This is a genomic window from Paracoccus hibiscisoli (assembly GCF_005048265.1).
In the GTDB taxonomy this organism is placed as follows: domain Bacteria; phylum Pseudomonadota; class Alphaproteobacteria; order Rhodobacterales; family Rhodobacteraceae; genus Paracoccus; species Paracoccus hibiscisoli.
Genome location: NZ_SUNH01000018.1, coordinates 1 through 23,315 on the forward strand (window position 1 = coordinate 1; position 23,315 = coordinate 23,315).

General features: G+C 68.6%; 18 protein-coding genes and 3 pseudogenes. 18 read left to right on the plus strand and 3 right to left on the minus strand.

The annotated features are described in order from the left end of the window. Positions 1-15: 15 nt before the first annotated feature. Positions 16-201 (minus strand): annotated as a pseudogene (locus FA740_RS13165) (transposase); the annotation flags it as partial. A gap of 23 nt (positions 202-224) precedes the next feature. Between FA740_RS13165 and FA740_RS13170 the strand changes: the two are divergent. Together FA740_RS13170 and FA740_RS13175 are read left to right on the plus strand one after the other, a co-directional pair. Further along, a complete protein-coding gene (locus tag FA740_RS13170) occupies positions 225-431 on the plus strand; it encodes a transposase (RefSeq protein ID WP_136857242.1) in 207 nt (68 codons plus the stop codon). After that, positions 415-876, plus strand: a pseudogene (locus tag FA740_RS13175) (DDE-type integrase/transposase/recombinase); the annotation flags it as partial. The gene FA740_RS13170 and the pseudogene FA740_RS13175, both read left to right, overlap by 17 nt. Positions 877-1,211: 335 nt before the next feature. On the opposite strand, the gene acnA reads toward FA740_RS13175, so the two are convergent. Beyond that, positions 1,212-3,992, minus strand: a complete 2,781-nt coding sequence (acnA, locus tag FA740_RS13180) for an aconitate hydratase AcnA (RefSeq protein WP_136857243.1) — start codon at positions 3,990-3,992, stop codon at positions 1,212-1,214. 231 nt (positions 3,993-4,223) lie between these two features. On the opposite strand from acnA, the gene FA740_RS13185 reads away from it, so the two are divergent. From FA740_RS13185 to FA740_RS13200, 4 genes and pseudogenes are all read left to right on the plus strand, one after another. After that, positions 4,224-5,243 (plus strand): DUF1223 domain-containing protein, encoded by a 1,020-nt coding sequence (locus tag FA740_RS13185; protein WP_246053626.1) that lies wholly within the window; start codon positions 4,224-4,226, stop codon positions 5,241-5,243. Between the two features lie 40 nt (positions 5,244-5,283). Then, positions 5,284-6,183: pseudogene (locus FA740_RS13190) on the plus strand (EamA family transporter). A gap of 26 nt (positions 6,184-6,209) precedes the next feature. Then, the gene (locus FA740_RS13195) at positions 6,210-6,827 is read left to right on the plus strand and encodes an inner membrane-spanning protein YciB (RefSeq protein WP_136857244.1); all 618 of its coding nucleotides are present in this window, start codon (positions 6,210-6,212) and stop codon (positions 6,825-6,827) included. Continuing rightward, positions 6,808-7,647: a glycosyltransferase family 25 protein gene (locus FA740_RS13200; RefSeq protein WP_136857245.1), complete on the plus strand. Its 840-nt coding sequence runs from the start codon at positions 6,808-6,810 to the stop codon at positions 7,645-7,647. Before FA740_RS13195 ends, FA740_RS13200 begins: the two co-directional genes overlap by 20 nt. On the opposite strand, the gene FA740_RS13205 is transcribed toward FA740_RS13200, so the two are convergent. Next, a complete protein-coding gene (locus tag FA740_RS13205; RefSeq protein WP_136857246.1) occupies positions 7,600-8,484 on the minus strand; it encodes an alpha/beta fold hydrolase in 885 nt (294 codons plus the stop codon). The two genes, FA740_RS13200 and FA740_RS13205, sit on opposite strands and share 48 nt — an antisense overlap. A 546-nt stretch (positions 8,485-9,030) precedes the next feature. Between FA740_RS13205 and FA740_RS13210 the strand changes: the two genes are divergently transcribed. The 12 genes from FA740_RS13210 to ftsZ all read left to right on the plus strand — a co-directional run bounded on the left by FA740_RS13210 (position 9,031) and on the right by ftsZ (position 23,192). Beyond that, positions 9,031-11,484, plus strand: coding sequence for an Rne/Rng family ribonuclease (locus tag FA740_RS13210; protein WP_136857247.1), 2,454 nt, complete (start codon positions 9,031-9,033; stop codon positions 11,482-11,484). Between the two features lie 124 nt (positions 11,485-11,608). Beyond that, complete coding sequence (locus FA740_RS13215) at positions 11,609-12,352, plus strand: cytochrome c biogenesis CcdA family protein (RefSeq protein WP_136857248.1); 744 nt, start codon at positions 11,609-11,611, stop codon at positions 12,350-12,352. 233 nt (positions 12,353-12,585) lie between these two features. After that, complete coding sequence (gene ftsW, locus FA740_RS13220; RefSeq protein WP_136857249.1) at positions 12,586-13,749, plus strand: putative lipid II flippase FtsW; 1,164 nt, start codon at positions 12,586-12,588, stop codon at positions 13,747-13,749. Further along, entirely contained in the window at positions 13,749-14,846 is a 1,098-nt protein-coding gene (gene murG / locus FA740_RS13225; RefSeq protein ID WP_136857250.1) for an undecaprenyldiphospho-muramoylpentapeptide beta-N-acetylglucosaminyltransferase, read from the plus strand. Before ftsW ends, murG begins: the two co-directional genes overlap by 1 nt. Then, a complete protein-coding gene (murC, locus tag FA740_RS13230; RefSeq protein WP_136857251.1) occupies positions 14,843-16,264 on the plus strand; it encodes a UDP-N-acetylmuramate--L-alanine ligase in 1,422 nt (473 codons plus the stop codon). The genes murG and murC overlap by 4 nt, the downstream gene beginning before the upstream one ends. Then, positions 16,261-16,530 (plus strand): DUF2484 family protein, encoded by a 270-nt coding sequence (locus FA740_RS13235; protein ID WP_136857252.1) that lies wholly within the window; start codon positions 16,261-16,263, stop codon positions 16,528-16,530. Before murC ends, FA740_RS13235 begins: the two co-directional genes overlap by 4 nt. Further along, positions 16,527-16,874, plus strand: coding sequence for a hypothetical protein (locus FA740_RS13240; RefSeq protein ID WP_136857253.1), 348 nt, complete (start codon positions 16,527-16,529; stop codon positions 16,872-16,874). The genes FA740_RS13235 and FA740_RS13240 overlap by 4 nt, the downstream gene beginning before the upstream one ends. A gap of 210 nt (positions 16,875-17,084) precedes the next feature. After that, on the plus strand, positions 17,085-18,020 hold the full coding sequence (gene murB, locus FA740_RS13245; protein WP_136857254.1) for a UDP-N-acetylmuramate dehydrogenase: 936 nt from the start codon (positions 17,085-17,087) through the stop codon (positions 18,018-18,020). Positions 18,021-18,212: 192 nt separating this feature from the next. Further along, positions 18,213-19,103, plus strand: coding sequence for a D-alanine--D-alanine ligase (locus FA740_RS13250; RefSeq protein ID WP_246053627.1), 891 nt, complete (start codon positions 18,213-18,215; stop codon positions 19,101-19,103). Beyond that, positions 19,091-20,035, plus strand: coding sequence for a cell division protein FtsQ/DivIB (locus FA740_RS13255; RefSeq protein WP_246053628.1), 945 nt, complete (start codon positions 19,091-19,093; stop codon positions 20,033-20,035). Before FA740_RS13250 ends, FA740_RS13255 begins: the two co-directional genes overlap by 13 nt. A gap of 22 nt (positions 20,036-20,057) precedes the next feature. Beyond that, positions 20,058-21,392: a cell division protein FtsA gene (gene ftsA, locus FA740_RS13260; protein WP_136857256.1), complete on the plus strand. Its 1,335-nt coding sequence runs from the start codon at positions 20,058-20,060 to the stop codon at positions 21,390-21,392. A gap of 222 nt (positions 21,393-21,614) precedes the next feature. Further along, positions 21,615-23,192, plus strand: a complete 1,578-nt coding sequence (gene ftsZ / locus FA740_RS13265; RefSeq protein ID WP_136857257.1) for a cell division protein FtsZ — start codon at positions 21,615-21,617, stop codon at positions 23,190-23,192. The last annotated feature ends 123 nt before the right edge of the window (positions 23,193-23,315 follow it).

The following is a 23,315-nucleotide window of genomic DNA, read 5'->3' on the forward strand; positions in this document are numbered from 1 at the left end:
GCTGAGGTCCGCTTACATCCGCCTCAGCCGCCGGTTCTCCTCTTCCATGGCCTTCATCTGGCTGATCAAGGACGCATCCATGCCGCCATACTTCGCCCGCCATTTGTAAAACGACGCGCTTCTCATGCCATGCGCCCGGCACAGCTCGCCCACCGGTATCCTGGACTTGCCGCGGTTTTGTTCCGGTTTTCTGAGAGCGATGCTCTCACAAAAGGAGACAGGATATGGCAGCGACACACGGCGACGAGTTCAAGCGGGATGCGGTTCGCAATGCGCTCACCAGCGGTCTGACGAGACGCCAGGTTGCGTCTGATCTTTGGGTTGGGCTTTCGACGCTCGGCAAGTGGATAAGGGCGATTTCCGATGAGGCGAAGGTGCCTGACCGGGACGCCGATCTTCTGCGCGAGAATGAACCTGGCCGTCATCATTGACCTGTTCTCGAGGCGCGTGATTGGCTGGGCTATCGAGCCGACCGGATCAAACAGGATCTGGCGATCAGGCCGCTGAACATGGCTGTTGCCCTGCGCCGCCCGCCACCAGGCTGTATTCACCACACGGATCGCGGCGCGCAATACAGCGCCCATGACGACCAGAAACGTCTGCGCAAAAGCGGGTTCAAGGTATCAATGAGCGGCAGGGGCAACTGCTATGATAACTCGGCCGTCGAGCGTCGCGTGCTTTCTCGGACCAGTGGCGTTCACACGCTCCATCTTCAAGACCCTGACGGCCGAACTGGTCTGGAGGCGCGAATGGCACACCCGACGCGACGTCGAGATTCCCTTCTTCGAATACATCAATGGCTTCTATAACCCGCGCCGCAAACACTCAGCCCTCGGCTGGAAATCACCCGTGGCCGTCGAGCAGAGGGCCGCCTAACATGAGCACCCGACCGGAACAGAACCGGGGCAAGTCCATCTTGTCCACGGCCGGCCGCAGGATCGCAAGGATCTGAGTTTCAGTGTATCTGCTTGTCTTCATTAATAATATCCTTGTTTCTCTTGCCGAGAAATTCTACTTATGCAGCCCGTACTTTCGGGGGGATTACCCTCCCCCCCTCAGCCGGTGCGCCGGGCGCATCACTTGCGTGATCAGTTGGCGGCAGCCAGCGGGCGGGCGATGGCGACCGATACCGGCAACTGACATCGCATCGTCGCGCATGAAAAAACCCCCGGCGTGGGCCGGGGGTGCTGGGTTTCGCGATGACCGTTGGATCAGGCGGCGGCAAGGTTGCGCAGCACGTAATGCAGCACGCCGCCGTTCTTCAGATAGTCGATCTCGACCTCGGTATCGACGCGGGCCTTCAGCTGGATCTGCTTCACCGTGCCGTCGGCATAGGTGATCGTGCAGGGCACCAGCGACAGCGGCTTGAAGTCGCCCGCCAGACCCTCGATCGACACGGTCTCGTCACCGGTCAGGTTCAGCGTCTTGCGGGTGTCGCCGTTGGTGAACTCGAACGGGATGACGCCCATGCCGACCAGGTTCGACCGGTGGATCCGCTCAAAGCTTTCGGCGATGACGGCCTTGACGCCCAGCAGGTTGGTGCCCTTGGCCGCCCAGTCACGGCTGGAGCCCGCGCCGTATTCGATGCCGCCAAAGATCACCAGCGGGGTGTCCTGTTCGACATAGGACATCGCGGCGTCATAGATCGCGGCCTGGTTGCCCGACGCGTCCTTGGAAAAGCCGCCCTCGACCCCATCCAGCATCTCGTTCTTGATGCGGATGTTGGCGAAGGTGCCGCGCATCATGATCTCGTGGTTGCCCCGACGCGAGCCGTAGCTGTTGAAATCGCGCGGCGCGACCTGGCGCTCGGTCAGGTACTGGCCCGCCGGGGTGGTCGGCTTGAACGAGCCCGCGGGGCTGATGTGGTCGGTGGTGATCATGTCGCCCAGCAGCGCCAGGACACGCGCGCCCTTGACGTCGTGGATCACGCCCGCATCCTTGGACATGCCCTGGAAATAGGGCGGGTTCTGGATGTAGGTCGACGATGCCGGCCAGTCATAGGTTTCGCTGTCGGTGATCTCGACGCCCTGCCAGCGCTCGTCGCCCTTGAAGACGTCGGCGTATTTCGCCTGGAACATCTCGCGGGTGACGATGGTGTCGACCAGCTCGGCGACCTCCTTCGACGTCGGCCAGATATCCTTCAGATAGACCGGCTTGCCGTCCGGGGTGTGCGCCAGCGGGTCCTTGGTCACGTCGATGTTCATGTCGCCCGCGATGGCATAGGCCACGACCAGCGGGGGGCTGGCCAGATAGTTCGCGCGCACGTCGGGCGAGATGCGCCCTTCAAAGTTGCGGTTGCCCGACAGGACCGACACGGCGACCAGGTCGTTGTCATTCACGGCCTTGGAAATCTCGGGCTGCAGCGGGCCCGAGTTGCCGATGCAGGTGGTGCAGCCGAAACCGACCAGGTTGAAGCCCAGGGCGTCCAGGTCCTCCTGCAGGTTGGCGGCCTTGAGATATTCCTCGACCACCTGCGATCCGGGTGCCAGCGAGGTCTTGACCCAGGGCTTGCGGGTCAGGCCCAGGGCGCGGGCCTTGCGTGCCACCAGACCGGCGGCCATCAGCACATAGGGGTTCGAGGTGTTGGTGCAGGACGTGATCGACGCGATCACGACCGAGCCGTCGCGCAGTTCGTAATCCTCACCGTCAACCTTGGCGGTGTTCAGGTGGCCGTGGCTGCCGCCGGGGATCTCGGTGGGCGCCGGATCGGGCGATCCGCCTTCCTCGGTCATCTCGGCCTTCTCCTCGGCAGGCACCGACGGGGCAGGGCGCAGGCCCTTGATATAATCGCCGAACGCGGTCGCGGCCTCGGTCAGCGGCACGTGATCCTGCGGGCGCTTGGGGCCCGAGATCGCGGGCACCACGGTGCTCTGGTCCAGGGTCAGCGTGGACGAATAGACCGGCGCGTAATCCGCCGTGCGCCAGAAGCCGTTCTCCTTGGCATAGGCCTCGACCAGGGCGATGCGGTCCTCCTCGCGGCCGGTCTGACGCAGATAGCGCAGCGTCTCGTCGTCGATCGGGAAAAAGCCGCAGGTGGCGCCGTATTCGGGCGCCATGTTGGCGATGGTCGCGCGGTCGGCCAGCGGCATGTGGTCCAGCCCCTCGCCATAGAACTCGACGAACTTGCCGACGACGCCGTGCTGGCGCAGCATCTGGACGACCTTCAGCACCAGGTCGGTGGCGGTCACGCCCTCGGCCAGCGCGCCGGTCACCTCAAAGCCCACGACCTCGGGGATCAGCATCGAGATCGGCTGGCCCAGCATCGCGGCCTCGGCCTCGATGCCGCCCACGCCCCAGCCCAGGACGGCCAGGCCGTTGACCATGGTGGTGTGGCTGTCGGTGCCGACCAGCGTGTCAGGATAGGCGACGGTCGCGCCGGTCTGGTCCGTGTCGGTCCAGACGGTCTGCGCCAGATATTCCAGGTTCACCTGGTGGCAGATGCCGGTGCCGGGCGGGACCACGCGGAAGTTGTTGAACGCCTTCTGACCCCATTTCAGGAACGTGTAACGCTCCATGTTGCGCTCGTATTCCAGCTCGACATTGCGCTGGAAGGCGCGGGGGGTGCCGAATTCGTCGATCATCACCGAATGGTCGATGACCAGATCGACCGGGTTCAGCGGGTTGATCTGCTGCGGATCGCCTCCCAGGGCCTTGATGCCGTCGCGCATCGCCGCAAGGTCCACCACGGCGGGAACGCCGGTGAAATCCTGCATCAGCACGCGGGCCGGGCGGTAGGCGATCTCGCGGCTGGACTTGCCGCCATCGGTCGCCCATTGCGCAAAGGCCTTGATGTCGTCGACGGACACGGTCCGGCCGCCATCCTCAAAGCGCAGCATGTTCTCCAGCACGACCTTCAGCGCGGCCGGCAGTTTCGAGAAATCGCCAAGCCCCGCCTCGGTGGCGGCGGCGATCGAGAAGTAATCGACGCTTTGCGCGCCCGCGCTCAGCGTGCGGCGCGTCTTGGCGGTGTCGGTTCCGGTCTGGATGGGCATCAAGGCCTCCCTGTCTGCAAGAATGGATGGGTCCGGCGTGTGCCTTGCTTTGCCCCATCGGGGGGCATCGCGCAAGGGTTGCGTCGCGAATTGTATGCGATTGCATACCATACTCCGATCTGTTGCTCAAGAGGCACGCATTCCCGCCGAACCAGCGCTGACGAAGCCTTGATTTGGCCTTTGCGACCGCCAGCCGCTATCACGTCCGGTGTGAAACCCGACCTGACCCCTTTGACCGCCCTGACGCCGCACTTTGCGCCCCGGACCCTGATCGGGGCGCTGGTGACGGCGCTGCTGCTGGCGGGCGGACCGGCTTTGGCGCAGACGGCGGATGCGGTCGGCGCGCGGTCGGGCATGTCGGCCACCGCCGCGCCGCCCTCCGATGGCGGGGTCCAGTCGCGCGGCGGGTTCGAACAATCCGGCCAGGACGCGCCGCTGATCCTGGCGCCCGACGATCCGGGGCGGCAATCGCCTGCGTCGATGCTGGCCCCCGGCCTGCCCATGACCGAGGCCGGCGGCATCAACGGCTTTGCCGCGATGGAGGCCGCGCCCCCGGTCTCGGCCGATCTGCCGGGCGCGGGCGTGCCGGTCGTGGTCGAGCTGTTCACCTCTCAGGGCTGCTCCAACTGCCCGCCCGCCGATGCCATGCTGACCATGCTGGCGGGGCAGGGGGATGTGCTGGCGCTGTCCTATCACGTTGATTATTGGGATTATCTGGGCTGGGCGGACAGCTTCGCGCGGCCCGAATTCACCGACCGCCAGACCGCCTATGCCCATGCGGCGGGCGAACGCTCGGTCTATACGCCGCAGATGATCGTCGAGGGTCAGGACACCTCGGTCTCTCCGGGTCCGGCGCAGCTGATGGGGCTGATCGACCAGCACCGCTTTGCCCCCGCTTTGGTCAGCATCCGCCGCGACCGCACCGAGCGGGGCGAGGCCATCGAGGTCCAGCCCCTGTCCGATCTGGGCGGCGCGGTCGACGTGGTGCTGATCCGCTATGCCCCGGAACGCCGCGTCGAGGTCCGCGCCGGAGAGAACCGGGGCCGCAGCGTCGTCTATTCCAATGTCGTGCTGGGGCTGGAGCATCTGTCGCGCTGGGACGGCCAGCAGCCGCTGCGCCTGACCGTCCGGGCCGAGCTGGTCGAGGGCGGCGCCTATCCTCCCGACACCCGCCACGCCGTGCTGATCCAGCAGATGCAGGGCAAGCGCGCCCTGCCGGGCCCGATCCTGGCCGCGATCCGCCTGGACTGAGGCCGCTTGCACATTCTGCAAGCCCGGTCCATCACGCGGCATGGGCGACTATATCATCCAGATTTCGGGGACCGAGCAGGGCGCGCGGCTGGCGTCGATCCTGGCGATCACGGCGGCCTTTCTGCACGCGGTCTTCGGCGCGCTGCAAAAGGGCCGCCACGATCCCTGGATCAGCCGCGCGGCCATCGACGCGTCCTACCTGCTGATGGCGCTGCCGGTGGCGCTGTTCCTGGTGCCTTGGCCCGAACCGCATCTGTGGCCGGTGCTGGCGGGCGCGATGGGCATCCACATCGCCTACAAGGTCGCACAGGCCCACACCTATCAGCGCGGCGCCTATACGGTCGTCTATCCGGTCGTGCGCGGATCGGCCCCGCTGGTGGTGGTGCTGGTCGCGATGGTGGTCTTTGACGAACGCTTCAACGCGGTGCAGTGATTGGGGCTGGGACTGCTGGTGGGCGGCATCTTCGGGCTGGCGCTGAACAGCCTGCGCCGGCTGACGGTGGGGCGCGACACGCTGGTCCCGGCCCTGGCCTGGGCGCTGGCGACGGGCGTGACGGTCGCGGCCTATACCACCTATGACGCCTGGGGCATCCGCCTGGCCGCCGATCCGTTCACATTCCTGGCATGGTTCTTTGTGCTGGACGGGCTGTTCATGCCGCTGTGGACCTGGCGCCGGCTGGCCGCCCTGCCGCGGGCCGAGATCGCGCCCCTGGCCAGGCGGGGCGCGCTGGGCGCGGTGGTGGCCTTTGCCAGCTTCGGCTCGGTCATGCTGGCCACGCGCATCGACGATGTGGGCCGCGCGGCCGTCCTGCGCGAGACCTCGACCGTCTTCGCGGCCCTTGTGGGCTGGCTGATCCTGGGCGAAAAGGTGGGACCGCGCCGCGTGGCGCTGATGGCGCTGATCGCGCTGGGCGCGGTCATCGTGGAATTCGCCGCCTGAGGGGCGGTCACAGGAAGGCAGACCGGATGGAAAACACGAAACCCTGGGTCAAGCCGGCGCTGGAATTCGGCCCGCTGATCCTGTTCTTTGCCGTCTTCATGCTGTATCGCAACGACACCGTGGCCATCGCGGGGCAGGCCTATGGCGGGTTCATCCTGGCCACGCTGGCCTTCATCCCCGCGCTGATCCTGACCACCGCGATTCAGTGGCGCATCACCGGCAAGCTGGCGCCGATGCAGGTCGCCACGCTGGTCCTGGTCATCGTCTTCGGCGGCATGTCGATCTGGCTGAACGATCCGCGCTTCTTCAAGCTGAAACCGACGATCATCTACCTGCTGTTCGCGGTCATCTTGGGCACGGGCCTGGCGCTGCGCCGCAACTGGCTGGGCGCGGTCCTGTCCGAAGCCCTGCCGATGGATGCCGAGGGCTGGCGCAAGCTGACGCTGCGCATGGCGATCTTCTTCGTGGTGCTGGCCGGCGCGAACGAGCTGGTCTGGCGCACCATGACCGACAGCACCTGGGTCTGGTTCAAGACCTTCGGCCTGCCGGTGCTGCTGTTCGCCTTCCTGCTGGGCAATGCGAAACTGTATCGTGACCACGCCCTGCCCACGCCCAAGTCGTCCGATGACGACCGTGCCCTCTGACGCGGGGACGGTGCTGCCCCTGTCGGGGCGGCACTTGGCGGTCTATCTGATCAACATGGCGGGCGCCCAGGCCCGCCTGACCGCGATGCAGGCCCAGCTGGCCGCGCTGGACCTGCCCTTCACCCGGATCGAGGGCGTCGATGGCCGCGCCCTGACCTTTCCCATCCCCGAATTCGACGAACGCGCCTATCGCCTGCTGCATGGCCGCCGCACGACCCCGCCCGAGGTCGGCTGCTATCTGTCCCATGTCGCCTGCGCGCGGGCCTTTCTGGACAGCGGCGCCGATCTGGCCCTGATCCTGGAGGATGACGTCAGCTTTGACCCCGACCTGATCGGGGTGCTGGACCGGGCGGCGGTTCAGGGGGCGTGGTGGAACCTGCTGCGGCTGACATCCGTGAACCGGGGGCGCAAATACGCGGTGCGCGATCTGGGGCAGGGGCGGCGGCTGGCGCTAGCGCTGACGCGCGAAAAGGGCGCGGGCGCCTATGTCATCGACAGGCGGGCCGCGCAATGGATCGTGACCGACCTGATGCCGATGCGGCTGGCCTGGGACATCGCCTTTGATTTGGAATACCTGGACGGGCTGCGCGCGGCCTTTGTCGATCCGCTGCCCGCCTCGCAGCGGTCCGACCATCCGACCCAGATCCAGGCGGGCCTGCGCGCCTACAAGCTGGGGCGGTCGCGCTATCTGACCGTGCTGCCCTATCGCGCCTGGCTGGAGGCCGCGCGCCTGGCCTGTCGCGGCACGCGCCTGATCCGCGCGCGGTTGGGCCTAGGCCCGCAGCCCGCCCAGCATGGCGGGACCGGCCAGCAGGCGTGACCAGCGCGGCTGGCCCCGGACGGGCAGGTGATGGCGCAGCAACCCCAGGGGCAGCGCCCAGGGGTGGCACAGCGCTGCGCGATAGAACGCAAACAGCCCTGCCCGCCGATAGGGCGTCCAATGCGACATCAGCCGCGCCCCCCGCGCGGTCGGAAAGCCCAGGGCCTCCAACGCGTCCAGCACCGCCGCATCGTCGATCTGCACGTCCAGCCACTGCGCGCGCGGCTGGCCCAAGCCCGCGCCGATGGCCCGCGCGCGCCCCCGCGTCAGCCATTGCTCCAGCGCGAAATCAAAGGGGTCGTTCTCACGCGCTGTGATGTTGAGCACCTCGGCCGCAGCCCCGCCGGGGGTGTCCAGCGCGGCGCGGGCGGCGTCCTGGAACTCGGCCCCCGCCAGCAGGACGACCCGCCCCACGGACCCCGGCGCGGCATGGGCCAGTGCCTGCAGCGCGACCCGCCCGCCCAGGGAATGCCCGATCAGCCCCACCGGGCGCCCGGCCAGACAGGCCAGCTCATCGGCCAGCCGCCCCAGACCCGCGCCGACCTGCTGCGCCCGGTCATAGGCCCCGCGCAACCGGCCCCGCGCCTCCCAGCCCAGGGTCAGGGCCAGCCCCTCGGCCGGATCGCCGCGAAAGCCCAGCTCCTGCGGCCAGGACATGCGGCCCGGCGCGGCCTCGGGCGCCAGGATGTGGCGATGCGGGTCATGGGCCGGGCGCTGCGGCGAATAGCGGTATCCGTGCACCATCACCAGGATCGGCGCCCCGGCAGGCAGGCCACGGGCGGCCTCCCGCAGGGCAGGGGGCACAGGCTGGCAGGCATCCAGGCGCATCACCGGCATCGCGTTCTCCGTTACCCGGTCGCGACCGGTCTAGGCACAGGCTGCGACGGGCGCGTGAAGAATCCGTTAACCCTGCGTGACGTTGCGGGTGCCGGAAAACCGCCCATGAATGCCGCGATCCGGGGCGGGCATCGTTTTCGGCATTGAATTTTGCATGCGTGCCCCGCTATGCTGAACGCACGCGCAGGACTGCCCCGCAACCGGGGGTTGACCCCACGCCGACAGTTTCGCAGCGCGGCACCTCTGATCCCGAACCCGGGCAGCCATGTGTCCCGCGGAAAACCCGACGCCTCTGGTGCCACCGCCTTGCGGGACGGCGCAGGGGTCCGACGAACAGCGGCCCGGCCTTTCACGGCTTCGGGCCATCCTAGGGAACAGACGCGATGACGCGCGCTTTGGACGGCAGATATCGGGACGGGCGGGCCATGGGCGCCGCCGGTCAGGTGATCTGCGTCGGTGACGCGCCCGTGTCCTCATCATACCGCAGACCGAACCGGGGGGCGCCACCGGCCCCGCCCGGCCGTCGGCTGCGCGAAAGACAGATCAATGGCAAAGAAAATGCTGATCGACGCCACCCATGCCGAGGAAACTCGGGTGGTCGTGGTCGATGGAACCAAAGTCGAGGAATTTGATTTCGAGACGGCCAACCGGCGTCAGATCGCCGGGAACATCTACCTGGCCAAGATCACGCGGGTCGAACCCTCGCTGCAGGCGGCCTTTGTGGATTACGGCGGAAACCGCCACGGATTTCTGGCCTTTGCGGAAATTCACCCCGACTACTACCAGATCCCCGCGGCCGACCGCGAGGCGCTGAAGGCCGAGGAACGCGCCGATGCCGAGGCCCAGGAGGCCGAGGAAGAGCGTGGCCGCTCGCGCCGCAAGCCCCGCGCCGAGGCGGTCGAGCAGTCCGATGAGACGACGACGGACGACTTGGCCCAGGACGCGTCCGACAAGGACGACGAGATCGAATCGGTCGCCGACGAGGACGTGACCGAGGAGGTCCGCGCGCCCCGCAAGCCCCGCGCTCGCCGCTACAAGATCCAGGAGGTCGTCAAGGTCCGCCAGATCATGCTGGTCCAGGTCGTCAAGGAAGAGCGTGGCAACAAGGGCGCGGCACTGACCACCTACCTGTCGCTGCCGGGCCGCTATTGCGTCCTGATGCCCAACACCGCGCGCGGCGGCGGCATCAGCCGCAAGATCACCAACGCCGCCGACCGCAAGAAGCTCAAGGACATCGCCAATGAGCTGGACGTGCCCAAGGGCGCGGGCCTGATCATCCGCACCGCGGGCAGCGAACGCACCCGGATGGAGATCCGCCGCGATTACGAATACCTGCTGCGCCTGTGGGAGCAGATCCGCGACCTGACCTTCAAGTCGATCGCCCCCGCCGCGATCTATGAAGAGGGCGATCTGATCAAGCGCAACATCCGCGACCTCTATTCCAAGGAGATCGACGAGGTGCTGGTCGAGGGAGAGCGCGGTTATCAGCTGGCGCGCGACTTCATGCAGATGATCATGCCGACCCATGCCGACAGCGTGAAGCATTACCAGGACCAGATGCCGCTGTTCGCGCGCTTCCAGGTGGAAAGCTATCTGGCCGGCATGTTCAACCCGGTCGTGCAGCTGAAATCGGGCGGCTACATCGTCATCGGCATCACCGAGGCGCTGGTCGCCATCGACGTGAACTCGGGCCGCGCCACCAAGGAAGGCTCGATCGAGGAGACCGCGCTCAAGACCAACTTGGAGGCCGCCGACGAGGTGGCCCGCCAGCTGCGTCTGCGCGACCTGGCCGGGCTGATCGTCATCGACTTCATCGACATGGACGAGCGTCGCAACAACGCCGCCGTGGAAAAGCGCATCAAGGAGCGGTTGAAATCCGACCGCGCCCGCATCCAGATCGGCCGCATCTCGGGCTTTGGCCTGATGGAGATGTCGCGCCAGCGCCTGCGCCCCGGCATGCTGGAATCGACCACGCAGCCCTGCGCGCATTGCCACGGCACCGGCCTGATCCGCAGCGATGACAGCCTGGCGCTGACCATCCTGCGTGCCATCGAGGACGAAGGCACGCGCAAACGTTCGCGCGAGGTGCTGGTCAAGGCGCCGGTCGCCGTCGCCAACTTCCTGATGAACGCGAAACGCGAGCATGTGGCGGGCATCGAGGCGCGCTATGGCCTCTCCGTGCGCGTCGAGGCTGACCCGGCGCTGGTCTCGCCCGATTTCGCGATCGAGAAGTTCAAGACCGCGACCCGTGTGCTGCCCGAACCCAGCCATGTTCCCCTGGGCGTCAATGCCGACCTGATGGCCAGCATCGACGAGGAGGAGGATCTGGACCTGCCCGAGGTTGATCAGGACGAGGATGTCGCAACGCCTGAGGTCGAGCAGGCCCCCGAGGCCGAGGCTGAGGTCGAGGCATCCGAACCCGCGACCGAGCGTAGGGACGACCCGGACGGAGAGGGCCGCTCGCGCCGCCGCCGCCGCCGTCGTCGCCGCAAGTCGGGCGACCGCCCCGAGGGTGAGGATGCGCGCGCCGATGACGACCAGTCCGACGACGACCAGGACCAGGACGACGAGGCGACCCCTGTCGCCGCCCAGGCCGTGACCCCGGTTGACGCGCCGGTCGAGACGCCGGCCGAGGAGGCCCCCGCCGAGGAGGCGACCACAGGCCGTTCGCGTGGCCGGACCCGCACCCGCTCGCGCAGCCGCAAGCCGGTCGAGGTCGCGCCCCTGCCCGAGGTGGTCGACCTCTCGGACGAGGCTGATGCCGACCGCGCGGCCCCCCTGCCGGTCACAGCCGCCGCCCCGCTGCCCGAACCCGAGGTCGTGGCAGAGGCGCTGATCCAGGCCGCCGCCGCCCCCGTCGCCGATCTGGCCCCGGTGGACGCGGCGTCCGAGCCCGCGTCCCAGCCCGAACCCGCGCAGCCCCAGGCTGCCGAGCCGGTCGCCGCCAATGCCGACGAACCCGCCCAGCCCCGCCGCCGCGGCTGGTGGTCCGGCCGCTAAGGCCTGCAGGACGACCCAAGGAACAGGGCGCGGTGGAGACACCGCGCCCCGTTTGCATCCGGCCCACGCATCCGTGACGCTTTGGCCCCTGTCCTTCGCGCCGCCAGCCGTTAAGGTGGCGCGCATGTTGGGAATCGAACTCGCCACCGCCGCCTTTCTGCCTGCCGCCTTCGTGGCGCTGCTGGCGGGGGTGCTGTCCTTCCTGTCGCCCTGCGTGCTGCCCATCGTGCCGCCCTATCTGGCCTACATGACCGGGGTGGGGGTGAACGGCCTCAGGACGCGCGAACGCAGCGCGGTCCTGCCCGCGCTGTTCTTCGTGCTGGGCCTGTCCACGGTCTTCCTGATCATGGGATTCGCCGCCTCGGCCTTCGGGCGGGCGTTCCTGCAATATCAGGACATGCTGGCGCGGGTGGCGGGGGTGATGGTGATCATCATGGGCCTGCATTTCCTGCACATCATCCGCATCCCGATCCTGGATCACGAGGCGCGTCTGCAATCGGGACAGCAGGGCGGTGGGGCGCTGGGGGCCTATGTGCTGGGCCTGGCCTTCGCCTTCGGCTGGACGCCCTGCATCGGCCCGCAGCTGGGCATGATCCTGTCCCTGGCCGCGACCGGGGGCGAGCTGTCACGCGGCACCGCGCTGCTGGCGGTCTATGCGCTGGGCCTGGGCATCCCGTTCCTGCTGGCCGCGATCTTCATCGACCGGGCGATCGGGCTGATGAACCGCATCAAGCCCTGGCTCAAGACCATCGAACGGGTCATGGGCGCGCTGTTGGTGCTGGTGGGCACGATGCTGCTGACGGGCGCCTTCTCGGCCTTCAGCTTCTGGCTGCTGGAAACCTTCCCGGCCCTGGCCACCCTGGGCTGATCCCCGGGCTCCACCCTGACCGCAGACACACCCGCCGGCGCAGCCGGCGCCAGGCCGGGCGGCAGCACGCCGGAGGCCGCTTGCGGGCTCCGGCCCCCCCCCCCGCGATCACGTTCCGGCGGGCGCTCCGGCCCTTGGACAATCTGTGGTAGCGCGGCTGCGACAATCGCGCTATCCTTTCGCACAGATCCGGGCAAACCGGACAACACAGAGGCAGTGACGGCGGTATTCCCATGACCGAGATGGTCTTCGGCACGACGCCCGTTCGGGCGGGCGACCCGATTCTTCCCCGCTGGTGGCGGACCCTGGACAAGTGGTCGCTGACCTGCGTCCTGGGCCTCTTTGCCATCGGCATCCTGCTGGGGCTGGCGGCCTCGGTCCCCCTGGCGGAAAAGAACAACCTGCCGCGGTTCTACTATGTCCAGCGACAGCTGGTCTTTGGCGCGATGGGCCTTCTGGTGATGCTGGTCATCTCGATGATGACCCCGCGCCAGATCCGCCGCATCGGCGTGCTGGGCTTTGCGGTCTCGTTCCTGCTCATCCTGGCGCTTCCGGTCATCGGCACCGATTTCGGCAAGGGCGCGACGCGCTGGCTGTCCCTGGGCTTCGTCTCGATCCAGCCGTCGGAATTCCTGAAACCCGGCTTTGTCGCGATCTGCGCCTGGTTCATGGCCGCCGCGCAGGAGCCGGGCGGCCCGCCGGGCCGGGCCTTCTCCTTCGGGGTCGCGCTGGTCGTCGTCGTCCTGCTGGCGCTGCAGCCCGACTTCGGACAGGCCTCGCTGGTGCTGTTCTCCTGGCTGGTGATGTATTTCGTGGCAGGCTCGGGCGTGGCCGTGATCGTGGGCGTGGCGACGCTGGCCGGGGCAGGGGGGCTGTTCGCCTATAACGCCTCCGAACACTTCGCCCGCCGCATCAACAGCTTCCTCTCGGCCGAGGTCGATGCCAACACCCAGATCTATTTCGCCACCAACGCCATCCAGGAAGGCCGCTTCTTCGGCGTCGGCGTGGGCGAGGGGTCGGTGAAATGGTCGCTGCCCGACGCGCATACCGACTTCATCATCGCCGTCGCGGCCGAGGAATACGGCTTTGTCATGGTCCTGGCGATCATCTGCCTTTACGCCACCATCGTGCTGCGCTCGCTGTTGCGGCTGGTGCGCGAACGCGACCCCTTCGCGCGCATCGCGGGCACGGGCCTGGCCTGCGCCTTCGGCGTCCAGGCGCTGATCAACATGGGCGTCGCGGTGCGCCTGCTGCCCGCCAAAGGCATGACGCTGCCCTTCGTCAGCTATGGCGGCAGTTCGGTGATCGCCTCGGGCATCGCGGTGGGCATGCTGCTGGCCCTCACGCGCACCCGCCCCCAGGGCGAATTCGCCGAAATCCTGCGGCGGGCCCGCTGATGCCCCCGGAAACGCGCGCGCCGCTGGCGCTGATTGCCGCCGGCGGCACCGGCGGGCACATGTTCCCCGCCCAGGCCCTGGCCGAGCTGCTGCTGGCTCAGGGCTGGCGGGTCAAGCTGTCCACCGACGATCGCGGCGCGCGCTATGCGGGCGGCTTTCCGCAGGCGGTCGAACGCCAGGTCGTGGCCTCGGCCACCACGGCGCGGGGCGGGCTGGCGGGCAAGCTGGCCGCCCCCTTCCGCATCGCGGCGGGCGTCCTGGCCGCGCGCCGGGCCTTTCGCCGCGACCGCCCGGCGGTGGTGATCGGCTTTGGCGGCTATCCGACCATCCCGGCCTTGTCGGCGGCGCAGCTGATGAACCTGCCGCGCATGATCCACGAACAGAACGGCGTGATGGGCCGCGTGAACCGCCTGTTCGCGGCCCGCGTGCACCGCGTCGCCTGCGGCACCTGGCCCACCATCCTGCCCCAGGGCATCACCGGCCAGCATGTCGGCAATCCGGTGCGCGGCGCCGTCCTGGACCGCGCGGCCAGCCCCTATCAGGCGCCGGGCGACGGCCCGCTGCGCGTTCTGGTCATCGGCGGCAGCCAGGGCGCGCGCGTCCTGTCGGACGTGGTGCCCGCCGCCATCGCGGCCCTGCCCGACGACCTGCGCGCCCGCCTGACGGTCCACCACCAGGCCCGCCCCGAGGACGCCGCTCGCGTCACCGACACCTATGCCGCAGCCGGCGTCGCGGCCGAGGTTCAGCCCTTTTTCACCGACGTCCCCGACCGCATCGCCGCCGCGCATCTGGTGATCAGCCGCTCGGGCGCCTCGTCGCTGGCCGACATCACGGTCATCGGGCGGCCCGCGATCCTGATCCCCTTCGCCGCGGCGACCGGCGATCATCAGACCGCCAATGCGCAGGCTTTGGCCGATGCGGGCGCGGGCCATGTCCATCCGGAATCCGTCCTTGACGCGAACGACCTCACGCGCGACATCCGCGCGATCCTGACGGACCCCGCCCAGGCCACGGCCATGGCAGAGGCCGCCCTGTCCCTTGCGCGCCCCGATGCGGCGCGCCGCCTATTCGACCTCGTCGAGGAGATCACGCGATGAACGCAGCCACCAAACTGCCCGGAGAGCTGGGCCCCATCCATTTCGTGGGCATCGGCGGCATTGGCATGTCCGGCATCGCCGAGGTTCTGCTGACGCTTGGCTATCGCGTGCAGGGCAGCGATTCCAAGAAATCCAAGATCACCGACCGGCTGGAGACCCTGGGCGCCACCGTCTTCGAGGGCCAGCGCGCCGAGAACGTGGCGGGCGCGGGCGTCATCGTCATCTCGACCGCCATCAAGAAGGGCAACCCCGAGCTGGAGGAGGCCCGCCTGCGCGGCCTGCCCATCGTCCGCCGCGCCGAGATGCTGGCCGAGTTGATGCGCCTCAAATCGAACATCGCCATCGCGGGCACGCATGGCAAGACGACGACCACCACGATGGTCGCGACCCTGCTGGATGCGGGCGGGCTGGACCCGACCGTGATCAATGGCGGCGTCATCCACGCCTATGGGTCCAACGCGCGGGCCGGTGCGGGCGAATGGATGGTGGTCGAGGCCGACGAATCCGACGGCAGCTTCAACCGCCTGCCCGCCGACATCGCCATCGTGACGAACATCGACCCCGAGCATATGGAGCATTGGGGCAGCTTTGACGCGCTGCGCCAGGCCTTCACCAATTTCGCCTCGTCGATTCCCTTCTACGGGCTGGCCGTCTGCTGCACCGACCACCCCGAGGTGCAGGCGCTGGTGGGCCGACTGACCGACCGCCGCGTGGTCACCTTCGGCTTCAACGCGCAGGCCGATGTGCGGGCGATGAACCTGACCTATGACAAGGGCATCGCCCAGTTCGACATCGCCCTGCAGGGCGAGGCCACCGACGGCACCGTGCCGATGATCGAGGGCTGCACCCTGCCCATGCCGGGCGATCACAACGTCTCGAACTGCCTGGCCGCCGTTGCTGTGGCCCGTCACCTGGGCATCAAGAAATCCGAAATCCGCGAGGCGCTGGCCAAATTCGGCGGCGTCGGTCGCCGCTTCACCCGCGTGGGTGAAATCAACGGCGTTACCATCATCGACGATTACGGCCACCACCCGGTGGAGATCGCCGCCGTGCTCAAGGCCGCGCGCCAGGCCAGCACCGGCCGCGTGATCGCGGTCCACCAGCCGCACCGCTATTCGCGCCTCTCGAACCTGTTCGAGGATTTCTGCACCTGCTTCAACGAGGCAGACGTGGTCGCCATCGCCGACGTCTATTCCGCCGGAGAGGAGCCCATCCCCGGCGCCTCGCGCGATGATCTGGTCGCGGGCCTCATCGCCCACGGCCACCGCCACGCCCGCGCCATCCTGTCCGAGGACGACCTGGAGCGGCTGGTCCGCGAACAGGCCCGCCCCGGCGACATGGTGGTCTGCCTGGGCGCGGGCACCATCTCGACCTGGGCCAACGCGCTGCCCGCGCGATTGCAGGGCCGCGCCGCGTGAGGGCTGCGGCTGATCCGGCGATCCAGTCGCTGCTGCTGGCCGGTCTGTGGCTGGCACTGGCCTGCGCGCTGCCGCGCCTGCCGCGGCGCTGGCAGGTGGGCGCGGCCTGGCTGCTGGTGCTGGCCGGCGTGCCCGCCCTGGGCTGGCTGACGCTGAACTGGGGGCCGGGGCTGGGGGTCGCGGGGTTCGGCCTGGGTCTGCTGATGCTGCTGGCCCGCCCGACCGCGCGCCGCGCCCCTCCCCCCGCATCGCAGGCGCAGCGGTGAATCCCTGGCTGATCGCGGGCCTGTGCCTGGCGGGGTCGGGCGTCATCTCCTGGGGCGCCGCGCGGCTGCGCCTGCGTTGGCCGCTGGTGGTGCTGGCGCTGCTGCTGGCCGCGATCGCGCTGCAGCTGTTTCGCGCAGGACAGGGGCAGGGGGGCTTTCACGATCTGGCGGCCATCGTGGCCCAGACCTTCACGGTGCTGCCCGCGCTGCTGGGGATGCTGGCTGGCCTGACCGTCGCGCGGCTGCGCGGCCATCGGCTGGCCTGGCGGTCGGTCTGGGGCGCGGTCACGGCGCTGGCGATGGCGGTCACCGCCCTGCTGATCGGGGCGACGCTGGCCCTCTGACCGGGCCGCTTCTGACCGAACCCTGAACGCAACGCCCGCAAGCGGTGTACGCCCTGTGCACATCCGGTGACTGCCCTGTGCACGCCCGGTGCGGCCCAATCGCCAGCATTTGCTGGCATCCCGCGCGGCGCGGGCGGGGCGGTGCTACGACGCAACGCGCGCTGGTGTTGCGGTTGACGGGCGCAGTGCGGCTGGCTACCACCCACGGTCATGAGCATCGACCTTCCCACCCCCCGCGGCAGCCTGATCCCCGACCGAAGCCTTGACGGCCTGACCTGGCTGCGCGTCGGCGGCCCCGCCGACTGGCTGTTCCAGCCCGCCGACCTGGACGACCTGTCCGATTTCCTGGCCGCGCTGGACCCGGCCGTGCCGGTCTTTCCGATGGGCGTGGGCAGCAACCTGATCGTGCGCGACGGCGGCATCCGCGGCGTGGTGATCCGCCTTGGCCGCGCCTTCAACAGCGTTGATATCACGGGCGAAACCGTCACCGCAGGCGCCGCCGCGCTGGACGCGCAGGTGGCCCGCCGCGCCGCCGAATCCGGGCTGGACCTGACCTTTCTGCGCACCATCCCGGGCAGCATCGGCGGCGCCGTGCGGATGAACGCGGGCTGCTATGGCAGCTATATGGCCGACCACCTGATCGACGCGCAGGCCGTCACGCGCCAGGGCCAGGTGGTCACGCTGACCCCCGCCGATCTGCGCTTTGGCTATCGCGAGACGCATCTGCCCGCCGATTGGGTGATCACCAGCGCCCGCCTGCGCGCGGCCCCGGGCGACCCGGACCGCCTGCACGCCAAGATGGCCGACCAGCTGGCGCGCCGCGACGAAAGCCAGCCCACCCGCGAACGCAGCGCCGGATCGACCTTCCGCAACCCGGCGGGCTTCAGCTCGACCGGGCAGGCGGATGATGTCCATGACCTCAAGGCCTGGTCGCTGATCGACCGGGCGGGGCTGCGCGGCCACAGCTGGGGCGGGGCGCAAATGTCTGAAAAGCATCCCAATTTCCTGCTGAACACCGGCGGCGCCACCGCCGCCGAGCTGGAGGCCCTGGGAGAGCTGGTCCGCCGCCGCGTCCTGGAGGACAGCGGCCACGATCTTCAATGGGAGGTCATCCGCATCGGCGACCCGGCCCCGGACGCCGACTGAGCCTGCCCGCGCAACATTCTGCGCGCGCGGCAGAAATTCAGCTTTTGCGGTTCGCGCTTTGCTTGTATCCTGCTGCGACATGACGCCTCCGTCCAAGGGGGCGCGGACCAGATCAAGCCCGGATCAACCGGGCACGAAAGGCGAACAGTGGCGGGCAGGTCGAGCAGGACAGCCCACTCGGTCGCGGTTCTGATGGGCGGCCCCTCTGCCGAGCGCGAGGTGTCACTGTCATCGGGGCGCGAATGCGCGGATGCGCTGCGGGTGGCGGGATATCAGGTGACCGAGATCGATCTTGGCACCGCGCGCGGCGACGAGATCGTCCGCCGCCTGACCGATGCGTCCCCCGATGTCGTCTTCAACGCCCTGCATGGCCGGTGGGGAGAGGACGGCTGCGTCCAGGGCCTGCTGGACTGGCTGAACCTGCCCTATACCCATTCGGGCGTGCTGGCATCGGCCCTGGCGATGGACAAGACCCGCGCCAAGCAGGCCTTTCGCGCGGCCAATCTGCCGGTCGTGGAAAGCGTCATCGCCGATGCCTCCGAGGTGCGCCAGCGCCACGTCATCCCGCCGCCCTATGTGGTCAAGCCCAACGATGAGGGGTCCTCGGTGGGCGTCTATATCGTCCATGACGGCGCCAACCAGCCGCCCGCCCTGTCGCCCGACATGCCCGCCCGCGTGATGGTCGAGACCTACGCCCCGGGGCGTGAGCTGACGACCACGGTGATGGGCGACCGCGCGCTGGAGGTGACCGAGATCGTCACCGAAGGCTGGTATGACTATGCCGCGAAATACACCGTCGGCGGGTCGCGCCACGTGATCCCCGCGGACATCCCCGACGACATCCGCGCCGCCTGCCTGGACATGGCGGTGCGCGCACACAAGGCGCTTGGCTGCACCGGCCTGACGCGCACCGATTTCCGGTGGGACGAGGCGCGCGGCTTGGACGGGCTGATCATCCTGGAGCTGAACACCCAGCCCGGCATGACCCCCACCAGCCTGGCCCCCGAACAGGCCGCCCATGCGGGCATCGACTTTCCGGCGCTGATGCGCTGGATGGTGGAGGACGCGCTGTGCCGGTCGTGATCGATCATCGCCCCGGCAAGCAGATCACCCCTCCGCCCGGGCGGCAGCGCCGCGACCCGGCGCCTTCGCGCCTGAAATACCGCCTGCAGCGGGTGTGGCTGACGCCGCTGTATCGCCGGGTCTTTCGCGTCGGCGTCCCGGCCTTTGCCCTGGCGATGGTGGCGGGCCTGTGGCTGGCCGACGAGGATCGCCGTGCTATGCTGACCGACACCGTCACCACCGCCGTGACCAAGGTCCAGAGCCGCGATGAATTCCAGGTCCGCGTCATGACCATCGAGGGCGCGTCCCCGGTCGTGGACCGCGCGCTGCGGGCGATGCTGCCGGTGGATCTGCCGGCCTCCAGCTTTGACATCGATCTGGCCGCGCTGCGCCTGCAGGTGCTGCAGCTGGACGCGGTCGAGACGATCGACCTGCGCATCAAGCCGGGCGGCATCCTGTCGGCTGTGGTCAAGGAACGCGAGCCCGCGATCCTGTGGCGCCATGCCCGCGGTATCGACATGCTGGACGCGGGCGGGCACCGGGTGGCCAGCGTGACCTCGCGCGATGTGCGTGCCGACCTGCCGATGATCACCGGAGAGGGGGCCGATCTGGCCACCGACGAGGCGCTGGCCCTGTTCGACGCCGCAGGTCCCATCCTGCCTCGCGTGCGCGGCCTGGTGCGGCGCGGGGAGCGGCGGTGGGACCTGGTCCTGGATCACGGCCAGCGCATCCTGCTGCCCCAGACCGGCGCGGTGATCGCGCTGGAAGCCGCCATCGCGCTGGACCGGGCCGAGGACATGCTGGGCCGCGACATCGCCACCGTCGATCTGCGCGATCCGACGCGGCCGGTCCTGCGCCTTGGTATCGATGCACGCAACACCATCCGCACCGCGCGAGGCCTGCCGATGCTGGCCCCCGACGGCAGCATCCTGCCCGAGGAGACCGAAGGATGACCAACAGGGGAGGGACCGGCGAATGACAGACCTGTATCAGACTCAGCGCGCCATGCGGAACATCCGCCGCGCCGCCCTCCAGCGGGGCGTGATCGGCATTCTGGACATCGGCACGTCCAAGATCGCCTGCCTGGTGCTGCGGTTCGACGGGACCGGCACCTTCCGCGAGACCGACGGCGTGGGGCCGATGGCGGGCCAGGTGAATTTCCGCGTGATCGGCGCGGCCTCGACCCGGTCGCGGGGCATGCGCCGCGGCGAGATCGAGACCATGGCCGAGACCGAGCGCGCCATCCGCACCGTCGTCGCCGCCGCGCAAAAGCTGGCGGGCGTCCGGGTCGATCACGTCATCGCCTGCCTGTCCGGGGGGCGGCCCGCCTCCTATGGCCTGGCCGGAGAGATCGTGCTGGCCGCGGGCAAGGTCGGAGAGGCGGATGTGGCATCCGTGCTGGCCGCCTGCGACACGCCCGATTTCGGCCGCGGCCGTGAGGTGCTGCACGCGCAGCCGGTGAATTTCGCGGTCGACAACCGCAGCAACCTGGCCGATCCGCGCGACCATCTGGGCAACAAGCTGTTCTGCGACATGCATGTGCTGACCGTGGACGGCGATTCCATCGGCAACCTGGTGCAATGCATCCGCCGCTGCGACCTGGAGCTGGCGGGGATCGCGTCCGCACCCTATGCCTCGGCCCGCGCGTCGCTGGTCGAGGATGAGCAGGAGCTGGGCGCGGCCTGCGTCGATTTCGGCGGCGGCGGCACCGGCGTCACGATCTTCGTGAAGAAGCACATGATCTTTTCGGACCATGTGCCCATTGGCGGCAACCTGATCACCCAGGACATCGCCCAGGGGCTGCGGGTCAGCCTGCCCGTGGCCGAGCGGCTGAAGACGCTGAACGGCGGGGTCGAGGCCACGGGTCGCGACGACCGCGACATGATCGATGTCGGTGGAGAGACCGGGGACTGGGAGGCCGATCGCCGCCAGGTCAGCCGCGCCGACGTCATCGGCGTCATGCGCCCCCGGGTCGAGGAAATTCTGGAGCATGTCCGCGAGGTCCTCGACGCGGCAGGCTTCGACCACATGCCCAGCCAGCAGATCGTGCTGACCGGCGGCGGCAGCCAGATCCCCGGGCTGGACGGGTTGGCCGCCCGCATCCTGGGGCCGAACATCCGCTGCGGACGGCCGCTGCGCATCGACGGGCTGGCCCATCAGCTGACCGATCCCAGCTTTTCCAGCGCCGTGGGGCTGGCGCTGTTCGCGGCCCATCCGCAGGACGAATGGTGGGATTTCGAGATGCCCGCCGACCGCTATCCGGGGCGCAGCCTGCGTCGCGCCTATCGGTGGTTCAAGAACAACTGGTAGGGGTGGATCGACCGGTTTCTGGGGCATGGTGGGGTCTTCCCCACCATATTCAGCGGATGTGGCAAGATGCCGCCTATTTCAAGGGCCGACCCTCCAGATTTTGCGCAGGTCAGGGCTTTTTCGGGTGACGCAACGGGCCCGAATGGTTAAGTTAATTATCAAAGACCGGGATTCGAGCGGCATACCCGCCTCCCAGAGCAAGCAGCGAAACAGGCGGATACCATGAACCTCAATCTGATGATGAACGATGAAGAAGAGCTGAAGCCGCGCATCACCGTCTTCGGGGTCGGGGGCGCCGGCGGCAACGCCGTCAACAACATGATCCAGAAACAGCTGGACGGGGTCGAGTTCGTGGTGGCCAACACCGACGCACAGGCCCTGCAGCAGAGCCGCGCGACCAGCCGCATCCAGATGGGCCCCAAGGTGACCGAGGGTCTGGGCGCGGGCGCCAAGCCGACCATCGGCGCCAAGGCCGCCGAGGAGACCATCGAGGACATCGTCGATCATCTGATGGGCGCGCATATGTGCTTCATCACCGCCGGCATGGGCGGCGGCACCGGCACCGGCGCGGCCCCGATCATCGCTCAGGCCGCGCGCGAGATGGGCATCCTGACCGTCGGCGTCGTCACCAAGCCCTTTCAGTTCGAGGGGTCCAAGCGGATGCGCCAGGCCGAGGAGGGCGTCGAGGCCCTGCAGAAGGTCGTGGACACGCTGATCATCATCCCGAACCAGAACCTGTTCCGCCTGGCCAACGAAAAGACCACCTTTACCGAGGCCTTTGCGATGGCCGATGACGTGCTGTACCAGGGCGTCAAGGGCGTGACCGACCTGATGGTCCGTCCCGGTCTGATCAACCTGGACTTTGCCGACGTCCGCGCCGTGATGGACGAGATGGGCAAGGCCATGATGGGCACCGGCGAGGCCTCGGGCGAGAACCGCGCCCAGGAAGCCGCCGAGCGCGCCATCGCCAACCCGCTGCTGGACGAGATCAGCCTGAACGGCGCCCGCGGCGTGCTGATCAACATCACCGGCGGCTATGACATGACCCTGTTCGAGCTGGACGAGGCCGCCAATGTCATCCGCGACAAGGTCGACAGCGACGCCAACATCATCGTCGGCTCGACCCTGGACCCCGATATGGACGGCGCGATCCGCGTGTCGGTTGTGGCGACGGGCATCGATGCCGGTGCCGGTGCGGTCGAGGTCCCCTCGCCGCGCCGCACGATGGCTGCGCCGCTGACGCAGAACCCGCAGGTCGCCGCACCCGCCGAGGAGCCCGTCATGCCGCCGCGCCGCGTCGCCCCCCCGGTGGCCGAGACGCCCGCCCTGCGTGCCGAAGCGCCCCGCGCCGAAGAGGATATGCCCCAGCCCGCCTATCAGCCCAAGGACAGCGCCCGTCAGACGGCCGTGCGCATCGACGATGACGCGTCGGCCTTTGTCGCACCGCGCGCGCCGCAGGGTGCCCGTCCCGGCCAGCCCGCCCCCGAGGTGATGGAGCGTCTGCGCCGCGCCGTGGACAATCACGGCCGCGCACCGGCCCAGCCCCAGCAGCCCGCCACCGCCGGTGGCGCCAGCCGTATGAGCGGTCTTGGGCGCATGCTGGAGCGGATGGCCGGTCACGGCACCGACCAGCCGGGCGCGCAGAAACCCGCCGCCTCCTCGATCGCCGACCGCGTCAGCGAGCGTGTGGCCGTGCGTGCGCGCCAGCAGGATACCGACTTTGACGACCTGGCCAGCCCCGATGCCAGCGGCAAGGACAATGTCGAAATTCCGGCTTTCCTGCGCCGTCAGGCCAACTGAGCCGGATCACGATACCGGCATGGACAGCTGACGAAAGGGCCGCCCCAAGGCGGCCCTTTTCGCATGGATATCAGGCCTTTAAGTTAAATCATCCATAGGTTGCAGGGTTGCGGCGGCCGAATG